At 36.4% G+C, this 12,742-nt stretch carries 12 protein-coding genes and 1 other RNA gene; 6 read left to right on the plus strand and 7 right to left on the minus strand.

Annotated features, from left to right (window positions below; translation table 11 throughout):
• Window positions 1-59: 59 nt before the first annotated feature.
• The gene (gene ccsB, locus K364_RS0107625) at window positions 60-884 is read right to left on the minus strand and encodes a c-type cytochrome biogenesis protein CcsB (RefSeq protein ID WP_028307547.1); all 825 of its coding nucleotides are present in this window, start codon (window positions 882-884) and stop codon (window positions 60-62) included.
• 1 nt (window position 885) lies between these two features.
• Complete coding sequence (locus K364_RS0107630; protein ID WP_028307548.1) at window positions 886-2,025, minus strand: cytochrome c biogenesis ResB family protein; 1,140 nt, start codon at window positions 2,023-2,025, stop codon at window positions 886-888.
• Between the two features lie 566 nt (window positions 2,026-2,591).
• Between K364_RS0107630 and K364_RS0107635 the strand changes: the two genes are divergently transcribed.
• Together K364_RS0107635 and K364_RS0107640 are read left to right on the plus strand one after the other, a co-directional pair.
• Entirely contained in the window at window positions 2,592-3,503 is a 912-nt protein-coding gene (locus K364_RS0107635) for a LysR family transcriptional regulator (RefSeq protein WP_028307549.1), read from the plus strand.
• A gap of 17 nt (window positions 3,504-3,520) precedes the next feature.
• Entirely contained in the window at window positions 3,521-3,850 is a 330-nt protein-coding gene (locus K364_RS0107640) for a hypothetical protein (protein WP_028307550.1), read from the plus strand.
• Between the two features lie 33 nt (window positions 3,851-3,883).
• Here K364_RS0107640 and K364_RS0107645 read toward each other — a convergent pair whose 3' ends face one another.
• On the minus strand, window positions 3,884-4,189 hold the full coding sequence (locus tag K364_RS0107645) for an ArsR/SmtB family transcription factor (RefSeq protein WP_028307551.1): 306 nt from the start codon (window positions 4,187-4,189) through the stop codon (window positions 3,884-3,886).
• Between the two features lie 269 nt (window positions 4,190-4,458).
• On the opposite strand from K364_RS0107645, the gene rnpB reads away from it, so the two are divergent.
• Window positions 4,459-4,862, plus strand: an RNA gene (gene rnpB, locus K364_RS25660) — RNase P RNA component class A.
• Window positions 4,863-5,282: 420 nt separating this feature from the next.
• On the plus strand, window positions 5,283-6,482 hold the full coding sequence (locus tag K364_RS23180; RefSeq protein WP_169734744.1) for a VanW family protein: 1,200 nt from the start codon (window positions 5,283-5,285) through the stop codon (window positions 6,480-6,482).
• A gap of 22 nt (window positions 6,483-6,504) precedes the next feature.
• Here K364_RS23180 and K364_RS0107655 read toward each other — a convergent pair whose 3' ends face one another.
• Window positions 6,505-7,227: a M48 family metallopeptidase gene (locus K364_RS0107655; protein WP_028307552.1), complete on the minus strand. Its 723-nt coding sequence runs from the start codon at window positions 7,225-7,227 to the stop codon at window positions 6,505-6,507.
• 114 nt (window positions 7,228-7,341) lie between these two features.
• Entirely contained in the window at window positions 7,342-8,268 is a 927-nt protein-coding gene (gene metA / locus K364_RS0107665; RefSeq protein WP_028307553.1) for a homoserine O-acetyltransferase MetA, read from the minus strand.
• Between the two features lie 184 nt (window positions 8,269-8,452).
• On the opposite strand from metA, the gene K364_RS0107670 reads away from it, so the two are divergent.
• Window positions 8,453-8,980, plus strand: a complete 528-nt coding sequence (locus K364_RS0107670) for a stage V sporulation T C-terminal domain-containing protein (RefSeq protein ID WP_028307554.1) — start codon at window positions 8,453-8,455, stop codon at window positions 8,978-8,980.
• Window positions 8,981-9,134: 154 nt separating this feature from the next.
• Window positions 9,135-9,302 carry a Flp family type IVb pilin gene (locus K364_RS26615; RefSeq protein WP_156946421.1) on the plus strand — a complete coding sequence of 56 codons (168 nt, stop codon included), beginning with the start codon at window positions 9,135-9,137 and terminating at the stop codon, window positions 9,300-9,302.
• A gap of 132 nt (window positions 9,303-9,434) precedes the next feature.
• Here K364_RS26615 and K364_RS0107680 read toward each other — a convergent pair whose 3' ends face one another.
• Window positions 9,435-10,997 (minus strand): exo-beta-N-acetylmuramidase NamZ domain-containing protein, encoded by a 1,563-nt coding sequence (locus K364_RS0107680; protein ID WP_028307555.1) that lies wholly within the window; start codon window positions 10,995-10,997, stop codon window positions 9,435-9,437.
• A 360-nt stretch (window positions 10,998-11,357) separates the two neighbouring features.
• Window positions 11,358-12,662: a LysM peptidoglycan-binding domain-containing protein gene (locus K364_RS25480; RefSeq protein ID WP_051533869.1), complete on the minus strand. Its 1,305-nt coding sequence runs from the start codon at window positions 12,660-12,662 to the stop codon at window positions 11,358-11,360.
• Between the last annotated feature and the right edge of the window lie 80 nt (window positions 12,663-12,742).

A 12,742-nucleotide genomic window follows, 5' to 3' on the forward strand; every position in this document is an offset into this window, starting at 1 on the left:
CCCTCTCATTAAATTCCAATATACAACCTGCCACAAAGCCTTTTCTCTATTTTTAACCTTTACACATAACTGTGTAATCCAGGAAGCAAATAGCTCACTCCAATAAAGGTAAATAAAACTGCTCCAAATCCAATAATTGACAAGATCGCTGCCCGTCTTCCCTTCCAATTTCTCATAAACCTAACGTGAAGATATGCAGCATAGATAAACCAGGTTATTAAAGCCCAGGTTTCCTTTGGATCCCATGACCAGTAGGACCCCCAGGAAAACTCAGCCCAGATGGCTCCTGTAACAAGCATTATTGTTAAAAAGGGCATGCCAATAAAAATTACCTTATAAGATATGTCATCCAAAAGCTCCAAACTGGGAAGGGCATTAGCCAGTGTGTTGTTAGCGTTTTTAGACAAAACCCATTCTTTTACTAGATACATTAGAGATAGAGCAAAGGACACTGCAAAGGCACCATAAGATACAACAGCGGTCAGTACATGAACAAATAACCAGTTGCTTCTTAATGCAGGCATCATGGGGCGCACGGAGGTGTCTAAAGTAAATAACCACAACAACAATACAATAGCTATGGGAAGTACAAACATACCTACAGCCCACATGTCAAATTTAAAGTCAATAATTAAAAACACTGCTGCTATACCCCATACGAAAAACAGTCCAAATTCAAAGAGGTTCGTTAAAGGAAGTGTGCCTATGAGTAAGGTCCTTACTGCTAACAACAGTGTATTCATTGCAAAAGCTGCAATTGTTAGGAAACTTGCAGCAGTCCTTAAATAACCCTTTGACGTAATGAAGCACAAAACATAAGCCAGCAGAGCCAGGGTATAACCAGCAATGGTGACTGTCATAATGGGTGTCTGAAGATTTTCCAAGTTATTGTCCCTCCCCAACTTTTGTGGCTAATTCAGTATAAATCTGATTCTTTATATCTGTGTTCTTACAAACTACTTTAACAAATACCTTGCTGCTTTTTTTATCTAAAACAGCATGAATCTCTCTGTATCTTCCGCTCCAAAACATTGACGATGATATGATCATGAGGATGAAACCAACCATAACAACATTAGTCCCTGGATCAACTTTTACTGCCAGAACTGTATATGGGTTTATATCTGCATATTCGAGAATCTCGCCACCTGGAAACTCAATTGTATCTCCCTGTTGAAGGTATCTAGCGTCTATAACGTTACGCCCTTCATAAAGCTTGATTAGGGATCCACCCCTCAAATATTGAATGTTAAATAATGTGTCTCCAACATTAAAGGTCTTTTTATCTGGAATTGCATAATACTCTTCTTCCTCCCCACTTATCCCTATTAAGTGGTTATAACCATAGGAGCTCTGATAAAAGACCACACCCTTGTATTTAAAGGGTTTGTTTACTCTGGTGGTTCCATTAGCAACCTCCTTGCCATTTACAAAAATTGTAATGTCTGACACCCAATTATCAATGGCACCATTGCTGTCATATAGGGTCTGAAAGTTATTCACCTGAATAGCCATTCCCTTGGCCACGTGAGAAGGAATATCTGCCTGGTTTCCCACAAAGGCCATTACCCTGTCATTAGCTCCAAAAGAACCCAGGAATGCTCCTAATAACACTATAATTAGAGAGATGTGAAGTAAGTGAGGTGCAAGCAAATTCAAAAAACCCTTATTAGCCAGGAGGATTAACTTGTCTGTGGTGTTTTCCTCTTTTACTCTATACCCCTTTTCCCCAAGTAATTTTCTTAATTGAATTTCACTAACTGTTACATCCTGGATTGAGATCTCCCGTTCATACTGCTTAAATTCGGTTTGACTGTCAAGCTTTTTAAAAAGCTTGCCTAACATTACAGGTATCCTTTGAACAGAACATATCAATAAATTGAAAGTAAAAATCAGAATCAAGCCCCTAAACCAGATAGACTTGTAAATGTTCACATTTGGATTTAAGGTTGCAATTATAGATGTAACCACCAAAGCTGCAATTAAAATCACTGCCAGTTTAATTGAAGATAAAAACTTAATCATTGCAGCCATTCCTTCCTGGAGTAATATGCTTTATATTAACAGCAGCCTGTCACAGTATACAGTAGATAATAGCACATAATAGTATATATCATTAGGCCTTAATTGTATATATTAAATAATAGTTTCAGTATTGCATCTTGTGCTATTTGTCACAGCTATTATCAGACACAATCCGAGTTATTTTTATCAGTAAATCATTTGATTAATTTCTTTAAAACTCCTGCAATCCAGTAATAGCAATTACTAATGGCAGCTATAAGTTTTATTATATATACAAAGCCTAATGCTGCAATCAGAAGCCATAATTCTTCTCCACCAATACACAAAAATAAAATAAATTACAATTAAATTTAGTTGTTTTATTTAAAAACCCTGTAAGTTTGTTATTCCTTTTTTAAATAGCTAGTGAAGATTTCCCTATACCCATTATAACGAGCCCAGGCTACTTAATTTTCAGAAATTTTTGTGATATGGTCGTAATTTTATTGTATTACTCCCATGAATAGTTTAAAATATTTATATATAAATGGTTAAAGTCATTTTCTTCAGAAGGGCCTGGTTAAAAAATGCATTTTACTCAACTAGAGACTTTCTGTGCCGTTGCAAAGGTGAACAGTTTTTCAAAAGCTGCAAAATTACTGCACTTATCTCAGCCAACAATTAGCAGTCATATTCAATATTTAGAAAATCACTATAATATCCTATTATTTAATAGAAGCAACCAGGGAGTAACCTTAACAGAAGCTGGCAAGATCGTCTATGAGTACGCTCAAAAGATCCTTAAAATACAAGATGACATGGAACGCCACCTTGCTATTATGGCAGAAGTAGAAAACCATATGCTCACAGTTGGTGCAAGCTCTGCTGTTGGAAATCATCTTATGCCCTGCAGCATTTGGAAGTTTAATGAAACCTTTGCTAACTCTAAAATTAAGCTTATAGTTGCCAACAGCCAGGAAATACTTGAACATGTATATGAAAATAATATTGAGCTAGGGTTAATTGACGGTCCTATTAGGGGTTCACCATCAGATATTTTTGTTAAAGAGATAATTGAAGATAAAATGGTAATTATAGCACCTGCTAAGGAACCATGGGTTGATTTGGATGTAATATCAATAAGCGAATTAATTAAATTACCCTTTATAATTCGAGAAACTGGCTCTGGAGTAAGGAATAACTTTAAAGCCGTTTTGGATAAACTATCTTTAAAATTTAGTGATTTTCAAAACACTACTGAAATGGGCAGCATGGATGCCATAAAAACTGCAGTAGAATTAGGTTTGGGTCTTTCTGTAATACCTCTTAAAGCAGTAGAAAAAGAGGTGAGAAGAGGTGTGCTTACTGCCCTGGAATTAAAGGAAGATAAAATGGTATATTACTGTAAGATGATTTATAAAAAACAAAATTCCAAAAGCAAAATCGCCAAAAGGTTTATTCACTTTTTAGCTTCACCAGGAACTCATTCATATTGTTAAAATTCAGGAGGGAAGAAATGCCACATTCAGGTACAAAGGGAATCCTATTTGAAAGTAAAGAAGAAGCCAGTAAGTTTTTAGACGATGTCTTAAGGGTTTTAAATGTAAGGGTTGACGAATTGGGAGACATTTATGGATTAAGCGAAGACATAGGGGAACAGATCAAGCAAAACAATAAACCTCTACCTTTTAGATTTTTTAAAACAATATGCGATCACACTGAGTTAACAATGGAGGATTATAAATATAAGATTGTTCCTCTGCACCTGGATCAGTGCCCTGTATGTGAAACTCCAAGTGCCAGTGCAGACTCCCTATTTTGTCATAAATGCGGTAATAGATTTTAAAAACTGAGCCGTTAATAAGCTCAGTTTTTTAATTTATGAACTCTTGTTTTTTAATTCTTGATTATCGTAGTACCAGTCTATTAGCTTTAAAAAATCTCTACGGTTATCATCAATGGAATATAGTACCCATTTGCCCTTTTTGCGCCCCACTATCAAACCGGCCTGCTTAAGGATTTTTAAGTGATGTGATACGGCAGGTTGACTGATATTTAATTCTTGAAAAATGTCATATACACACATTTCCTTTTCTGAAACCATTTGAACAATTCTTAGTCTTGTAACATCTGCTAAAGCTTTAAACACTTGCTCTAACTCACTAAATTTGGAAAAATTTTTCATGGGGCTTCACTCCACACTTTTATATTTCTCTATTTATTTATATTGTTACCTATTAGAATAACCTTTAATTTCCTAAATGACAAGATATTTTTTAATAAGATTTATAATTTTTTAAATCTTTGAATTATAGTAATAATCTTACGCATAAGAAATTATGATTGATAGTCTTAATTTTCATATGCATAACAAATTCCAGTTATATGCTTTTGACAAACCACTCAGAAGTATGTTAAGATTATTATCCGGTAAAGATAACAATATATATGCTTTGAGTAAGCTAGATGATCGCATGCATTAGCATGAGGAAAGTCCGAGCTCCATAGGGCAGGGTGCTGGGTAATACCCAGTGGAGGCGACTCTAAGGAAAGTGCCACAGAAACAGACCGCCATATTCAGATGTCGGAGATCCGAGGTCAGAAGTCCGAATAGGTCAGACATCTGATTTCCGACTTCCGACATCTGTTATGGTAAGGGTGGAAAGGTGAGGTAAGAGCTCACCAGCAACCGGGGTGACTCGGTTGGCTCGGTAAACCCCACTTGGAGCAAGACCGAATAGGGGAACATTGGAACGGCCCGTTCCGTTCCCGGGTAAGGTCGCTTGAGCCTGCTGGCAACAGTAGGCCTAGATAGATGATCATCCTAGACAGAACTCGGCTTATGGCTTACTCGAAGCATTAATTACGATGAATTTTTATACGCTATTCATCGTTTTTTTATGCCTTTAGCTCCTCAAAGATAAATACTTCTTCTATGGTGCTGTTTAAAGCCCTGGAAATTTTATAGGCAAGTATTATAGAAAAATTGCATGCATCTAATCATTTTTGACTTCAATTCAACACATGCACAGAATAATTTATCCAAACCATCCATTTAAAATACACTTTGCTTCTTTTAAAAAATATGCATAGATAATAAACCTTCTAATATATTTAAAGTATATTGTTTAAGAATAAGGGTTGTTGCCATGCATATTTTAACTAAAAGCCAAAAGGCTTTTATTATTTGTATTACTTTCGTCTACACAATATTTTCTATGATTTGCATACTAATAAGTGCTTATTTGCCATACAACATATTTGTTCAGGGCCAAAGCTTGAGTGGAATTAAAATAGAGGATCTAAGGGAAACCCTTACTCAACTTGAAGGCTCCCTGTTAAGTGGCAAAAAACTAATTCTTGTCCATGAAGAACATATTTTTATATACAACCTTAATGAAGTTGGAATTTATTCTAATAAGGAACAGCTTGAAAAGAAGATACTCTCTCTATATAATGATAATTTTTTAACTGCCATCCACAATTTTAAAGACATTTATTTTAATCCCTTGGAGTTCTATTTTGCCTATGAAATAAATGAAGAATTATTCTTTTCTTCAATCCATGAACTTGACAGCATATCTTTACCTGACCCAGTTAATGCACATTTTAAATATGTAGAGGGAAAGGTTACAATCATTGACGGGATTAATGGTGTAAGGTTTGATAAAGAAAAATTAATTGAATTAATACAGATTAAGGACATTGATAATGAGCATGTGATGCTGGAAGTACCTGTGAAATACATAACCCCGGAAATCACTAGCCAAAAGCTTAGTCAAATGGGCATAAATGCTTTAATGGCTCAATACTCAACAGAATTTAATGCTAATCTTGCAGATAGAACAAATAATTTGAGGATAGCTACAGAAGCCTTAAACGGCACCATAGTAGCTCCTGGAGAAGTATTTTCTTTTAATGAAACCGTAGGGCCAAGAACGACTGAAAGGGGTTATAGACCTTCACCAATTTATGTTGGAGATAACATCTTGGATGGAGTAGGGGGAGGAATATGTCAGGTTTCATCCACCTTATACAATGCTGTTTTATTAGCAGATCTTCAGATTATAGAAAGAAGAAACCACAGCCTTACAGTCCCATACGTAGAGCTAAGCCGGGATGCAACAGTAGCATGGGGGTCAATTGACTTTAAATTTAAAAACACTACAGATAGTTATATATATATACATGGTTCAATTGAAAAGAATAAGCTTGCAGTTGAGCTGCACGGTTCAAAGTATGGTAAAACTGTAGTTTTAAAATCTGAAAAGCTTTCCACAATTCCGCCAAATAGAAGGTATATATATGATGCCTCGCTCCAGGCTGACAGGGAAGTAATAATTACTAAAGGGCAGCCAGGATATACATCAAGATTAATCAAGGAAACATATGAAGCTGGCCAGTTAATCCATAGAGAGATAGTATCAACTGATAGATACTTGCCAACCACTACAGTAATAAGAAGAGGGACTTCCTAAGCACTCTATTCATCCCTAATCACTATTCAATGGTTAGGAATTTCCCATTTTGTTTAAGCCACAGTTTTTGAAGCTCATAATCTGGCACATACATGGCTACTAGCTGCCAAAATTCTTTGGAATGGTTCATATACGTTAGGTGAGCAAGTTCATGTACTATGACATAATCTATTGCTTTGACAGGTGCCAATATAACTTTCCAGTTTAAATTAATATTTTTCCTAGATGAACAGCTGCCCCATCTTGTTTTTTGATCTTTAACCCGAAATCCCTTGTATTCCACTCCCATGATCTTTGAAAAATAGTCTAACTTTTCTTTAAAGATTACTCTAGCCTGATTTTTATACCAGAGTATTAGTGACTGTTTTACTATTTCCGACCATTTTTCTTTCTCTAAGAAGGTTGGAATTAAAACTTTGATAGTGTCACCATCAATGCTTATTTCAACCTTTCTTGCTAGTGTACTCTCTGTTATTAAATCTAAGGGCCTTCCCATATATGGAAATTTCTCACCACCTGCATATTTTCTTTTAGGAGCTTGGCTTTGAGTGCTGTGTCTTTGGACATGCTTTTTTATCCAATCTCTTTTGGTTTCTACAAACTGTCTAGCCTGCTCATGGGAAACCCCTCTTGGAACAGTAACAGTCACATTACCATTTTTCACTGTAATTCTTAGTTTTTTTGCTTTATTGGACATTGATATCTCATATTTAATTTCAATATCTGTAAAAATCAAACTAGTCATTTTCACCCATCCTGTTTATATAAACCTGGATTTTATAAAAAAGCACCCTTTTTAAAACGGGTGCTCTTACTGTATACTGGTTTGGTGCTCTTTCTGGAATGTCCATTTTCCATCCTATTTTGTTTTGCCGATCTCTTCTAACACATAAGGTGTTTCCTGATATACGTAGTAGTTTAACCAATTGGCAAAGAGCAGGTGAGCATGACTTCTCCATTTAACTCTAGGAAAAACTTCAGGGTCATCATTGGGAAAGTAATTTTTGGGAATGTGTATATCAAGACCTTTACCCATATCTCTATCATACTCATTTTTCAAGGTAACAGCATCATATTCTGAATGTCCAGTAACAAATATTTGCCTGCCACTTTTATTTGCTACTATATATATACCAGATTCATCCGATTCTGCAAGTATATCAAGCTCTGATACCTTTTCTATATCTTCCCTTCTAACCTCTGTGTATCTTGATTGAGGTACATAAAACTCATCATCAAAGCCCCATAATAATCTAACATGTTTCTTGCAAATTTTATGTGGAAATACGCCAAACACTTTAGCTTTGAGGGAATATTTGGGTATTCCATAGTGATGGTATAATCCGGCCTGTGCTCCCCAGCATATATGGAACGTTGAAAAAACGTTTGTCTTGGACCAATCCATAATATCCTTTAGTTCGTTCCAATAGGTAACCTCTTCAAATTCAAGCTGTTCAACCGGTGCACCTGTGATAATTAAACCATCAAACTTTTCATGGCAGACTTCATCAAAGGTGTTGTAAAACCTAAATAAATGTTCCCCAGGAGTATTTTTTGATTTGTGAGTCTTTGGATGGAGCAGCACAATATCTACCTGAAGGGGTGTGTTACCTAGCAATCGTAAAATCTGCGTCTCTGTAACGATTTTATTTGGCATCAGGTTTAAAATAGCTATCCTAAGAGGACGTATATCCTGATGGTATGCTCGTTTTTCACACATCACAAATATGTTTTCTTTAGTAAGTATTTCCTTTGCTGGTAGATCATCTGGAATTTTAATTGGCATGTGAAATCACCCCTGCTTTTAAGAATTTACTTGTAGTAGTTTACTCTATACATTTCCTAGTGTCAACTATTTATTAATGATTAATCACTATTAATGAATAATGAGATTCATTAATGATATTTTATATAACTTTTACATAGATGCTAAAAAAAAGGTAAAACTATTTATAAAAGGAGATGACTATATGAAAGCAACTGGAATAGTGAGAAGAATTGATGATTTAGGAAGAGTAGTTATTCCAAAGGAAATTAGAAGAACTTTGAAAATCAGAGAAGGTGAGCCTCTAGAAATCTTCACAGATAGAAACGGCGAGGTAATACTTAAGAAATATGCGCCCATCAATGATCTGAGTATTTATGCTCAGGAATACTGTGATGTACTGGCAGACACCTTGTCAGTAATTGCCGCAGTTAGTGACGACATAAGTATAATTGCAGTTGCAGGTGGACCTAAAAAAGAGTTTATGGGTCAAAAATTGGGTTCAATAGGAGATGCACTTACAAATGGTAAAAGTCAAATAACCAGCGGTACAATTACAGAAAACGGCAGAGAGTTTTCTACTTTAATTGTATCTCCCATTCTAACTAATGAGGTAATAGGAAGCGTTATCCTTGCACCAAAGAAGGATGGGCAAGTTCTTGGGGAAACAGAAAAAAACCTTGCCTATACTGCAGCAAATTTTTTAGCAAAACAAATGCAGCGAAATGATTAAAGGGCCACTTAATGTTGGTCCTTTTTTTGTCCCAGGACTTTAGACCGTTAAGTGGGACTAATATATTATTAAAATAGGAATTGGGTTGGATGTTTCATAATTGCTTTGAGGTATAAAATTATAGTAACAGTTTATAAAGGGGGAGGATTTACTTATGACCCCTGCCAAAGAACTTTTTTTAAATGAGAATGGACAAGGGTTGGTTGAATACAGCTTAATACTTGGATTCATAGCTTTAGCTGTAGTTTCATCCTTAGGTTTAATAGCTAAACCCCTGGAGGAAATCTTTTTAAAGGTAACTAATGGTTTAAAGGCTGAATAAGGTTGAATGATGAAAGCACATGCTGCAAAAGCATGTGCTTTCTATTTTTCTGTTACTGTCCTCTATATTTTGATAATCCTATATTCCTATTCTTGTAAGTATATTTTGACTTAAATGGTATGATATAGCTTTTTAGTCAATGGTAACCTTCTTTTGTATAGGATCCCATTGTACAAATGCTCCAAAATATTCACCTACATAGCGTGCGGGCACCAGGGTGCGTTGATTATTGATAACCGGTTTAGTATCCATGAACTTCTCTTCTCCGTTAACATAAACTTTATTACTATTAATGGTCAATTTAATAACATCACTATTTCTGCTTATTATGATGTCTCTAGCCACAGGATTCCAATGGACATTGGCTCCCATGGCCTCTGTTATAGCTCTCACAGGCACCATAAGGCGGTTGTTGCTATCAACATGGGGAGGTGTGTCAAATATCACTGGAACTCCCCTAACTATTACTGCTATATCTCTTGTATTTAAGAGGAAACCCCTCCTGGACTGATAGTCATAAATTAGGTATTTCTCCCTCTCTGCCTTAAAGGTATTCAGCTCAGGCTGATACCTCTTTTCTATCTCCTGGGGAGATAACTTCTGTTCTAGATACTGCCCAATCTTATTGGTGCCCATTATTTTATCAAACATTACAACATTGTTTGGTGTGCTTTTAGGAACATTGAAATTCCCAAGTGAAAAAGCATATCCAAGGGCATAAAATCCTGTCTTAGCGGGATTAAAACTGTAATAGTCGGTAATTCTTAACCTGACGCCACCTGCCTCACCCCTGGTTTCAGGAATAAAGGTAACCCCTGTAAGACCTGCACTATTTAATAATGCAGCATACTGTTCAGCATTTATTCCCCTTCCACCAATCCATTTAAATTTGTCAGCCTGAAAAACTCCTGTACCTTCACCAATTCCTGTGGCCATATATCCAAATAGTGACTCAAGGTCTGGAATATTGGGAGATGTCTGCACCCATTTGAGGCCAGTATCCTGCCATAGCATGTTCCGTGTCCAGCCCTCCATGGTAACAACCAAAAGATCAGCATTAATTTTACGGTTGAAAAAAAGTGCCAATTCTCCTGCAGTCATTCCATGGGCCATTGGTAGATTATCCACACCTACAAAGGATATATAAGGTTTTTCCATCATGGGCCCGTCAACTATTACCCCGCCTACTGGGTTTGGTCTGTCTAATACCAAAATAGATTTGCCATAATTCTTGGCAGCTGCCATGCAATAGTTTAAGGTAGACATGTAAGTATATGTTCTTGATCCTACATCCTGCATATCAAAAACCAGGATATCCACATTCTTCAGCATGCTTTCACTAGGCATTCTAGTTTTTCCATATAAACTGTATACAGGGATCTTCAAAATAGGATGAATTTGAGATTCTACCCATTCTCCGGCCTTTGCAATACCATCTATTCCGTGTTCAGGACTGTATAGTGCAACTAAGTTTATACCAGGATGCTTGGAAAAAACATCAATTAGGCTGACACCCTCACTATTTACCCCACTTTGGTTAGTAATAAGTCCTATTCTTTTACCTTTTAACAGATCTAGATGCTTTTCCAACAGGACTTCATTTCCAAGCTTAAATTCTGGCACCTGGGCAGCACTGCCGAAACTAAAAAGCATCATAACTACTAAGACAGTAACAAGTACTGAAATTCTTCTCATGGCTTCCTCCAATTGTTTAAGATGGTTTTTTCAACTATCATACCTTTTAAATACGTTAAAAAGAGTATGTTCTAGTGGGTCCAGTCAATAAAAACTACCTTGCCCTTTAGATTATTTTCTGCTGCTTCTTTTAGCTGTATATATTTCTTGCTAATGTCAGGGAATCCTCCTTCCAATAGCTATCCAAATATCAAAGTCTGACAGAAAAGACAAAGGGGATCTCTAAAAGCTTTATCCTAAAAAATTTTATCTTAAAAAAGTTTTAAAATAATTAAAAGAGGCACATCCGGAACAGGAGTGCCCCAAAACTAAAGCAATCAAGAATTAAAAACTGCATCAGTAAACTAAGTCTTTTATAAGCTATTTATAGGCTGGAACTGATAACAATGTGTCAACAGTAACAAATTCATAACCCTGAGCTTTAAGTGTATAGATTATTTCAGATAGGGCACTTACAGTTGCAGCAAAGCTCTGCCCTCCTCCAGCTGTGTGAAACAGAATAATGCCTCCATCCTTTACACCTGGAAGGGTGTTGATCAATATTTGATCAATGTCTCTATCTCTCCAATCAATAGAATCTACAGACCAGTTCACAACTTTGTACCCCAAATCCCTCATATGCTCTATAGATTCCTTTGAGACTGCACCATAGGGAGGTCTTATAAGGGCAGGATTTTTGCCAGTTATCTTTTCTAGAATAATTTCAGTCTGTATAATTTCTGAATGCAGGCGTTCCTTTTCCACCTTAGCTAGATTTGGATGTGACCAGGAGTGATTGCCAATAACATGTCCCTCATGATCAATTCTTTGAACCACATGGGAGTACTTTTGGGAACTCTCACCAATTAAGAAAAAGGTTGCTTGTGCTTCATGCTCTTTTAATACATCTAGAACCTGTCCTGTATATTGGGCATCAGGACCATCATCAAAGGTCAGGGCTACTTTAGCACCCCCAGCTGGCCCCCTTAAATAGAAGGTATCGCTAAACATTCTTGCAAGCTGGGCTATAGTATACTGAAATGATGGCTGTGGAGCTGGCTGCTGGGTCGGCTGCTTGGCCATTGCTTCCTTGGGAGCCTCCTGTGCAGGTAGTTTAAGAATCTGCCCTACATAAAGATAATCCCAGTTTTGCAGTTTGTTCTCCTCTGCAATTTTAGCAACAGTAACTCCTAGTCTTTGGGCTATTAAATATAATGAGTCCCCTGGTTTTACTTGATAGGTATTAGCAGCATTTTGCTGAACCTGAGTTTTTGCTTGAGCTTTTGGTGGCACTATCAATACCTGGCCAACTCTTAAAAAATCTTTCTCATTTAATTGGTTTTGTGCTATTAGTAAACTCATTGTAATACCCAGCTTCTGTGAAATCTTATATAGCGAATCACCTGGTATAACTGTGTAGGTGTTTTGTTCAGAAATCTTTTGCTTCACCTTTGGAGCTGGAACTATTAACACCTGTTTTACAAAAAGTACATTAGGATTGCGTAGATAGCCGTTATTAGCCTCTAGCTCATCTACAGTTATCCCATATTGCTTTGCAATGGTGTATAATGTTTCACCAGGCTGGACTCGATGGACCTGTGCTGACTGTGCTGACTCTACTGAAGTGCTATTAAACACTAATGCAAATATAAAGGCCAAAAGTAGTACTCTTAAAAACATTTTCATTAGGCTCTACCCCCTTTCATATATTAAATACACATAGACAAATTTGCATATGTCTAGATAAGCAATACTATTCTAGAATT

This window comes from Desulfitibacter alkalitolerans DSM 16504 (assembly GCF_000620305.1).
Taxonomy (GTDB): domain Bacteria; phylum Bacillota; class DSM-16504; order Desulfitibacterales; family Desulfitibacteraceae; genus Desulfitibacter; species Desulfitibacter alkalitolerans.

What these genes read in the sequence shown, in the direction of transcription:
- K364_RS0107630 (WP_028307548.1), bottom strand. Translation starts at nt 2,025, where the DNA reads ATGATTAAGTTTTTATCTTCAATTAAACTGGCAGTGATTTTAATTGCA.
- K364_RS0107635 (WP_028307549.1), top strand. Translation starts at nt 2,592, where the DNA reads ATGCATTTTACTCAACTAGAGACTTTCTGTGCCGTTGCAAAGGTGAAC.
- K364_RS0107640 (WP_028307550.1), top strand. Translation starts at nt 3,521, where the DNA reads ATGCCACATTCAGGTACAAAGGGAATCCTATTTGAAAGTAAAGAAGAA.
- K364_RS0107645 (WP_028307551.1), bottom strand. Translation starts at nt 4,189, where the DNA reads ATGAAAAATTTTTCCAAATTTAGTGAGTTAGAGCAAGTGTTTAAAGCT.
- K364_RS0107655 (WP_028307552.1), bottom strand. Translation starts at nt 7,227, where the DNA reads ATGACTAGTTTGATTTTTACAGATATTGAAATTAAATATGAGATATCA.
- metA (WP_028307553.1), bottom strand. Translation starts at nt 8,268, where the DNA reads ATGCCAATTAAAATTCCAGATGATCTACCAGCAAAGGAAATACTTACT.
- K364_RS0107670 (WP_028307554.1), top strand. Translation starts at nt 8,453, where the DNA reads ATGAAAGCAACTGGAATAGTGAGAAGAATTGATGATTTAGGAAGAGTA.
- K364_RS26615 (WP_156946421.1), top strand. Translation starts at nt 9,135, where the DNA reads ATGACCCCTGCCAAAGAACTTTTTTTAAATGAGAATGGACAAGGGTTG.
- K364_RS0107680 (WP_028307555.1), bottom strand. Translation starts at nt 10,997, where the DNA reads ATGAGAAGAATTTCAGTACTTGTTACTGTCTTAGTAGTTATGATGCTT.
- K364_RS25480 (WP_051533869.1), bottom strand. Translation starts at nt 12,662, where the DNA reads ATGAAAATGTTTTTAAGAGTACTACTTTTGGCCTTTATATTTGCATTA.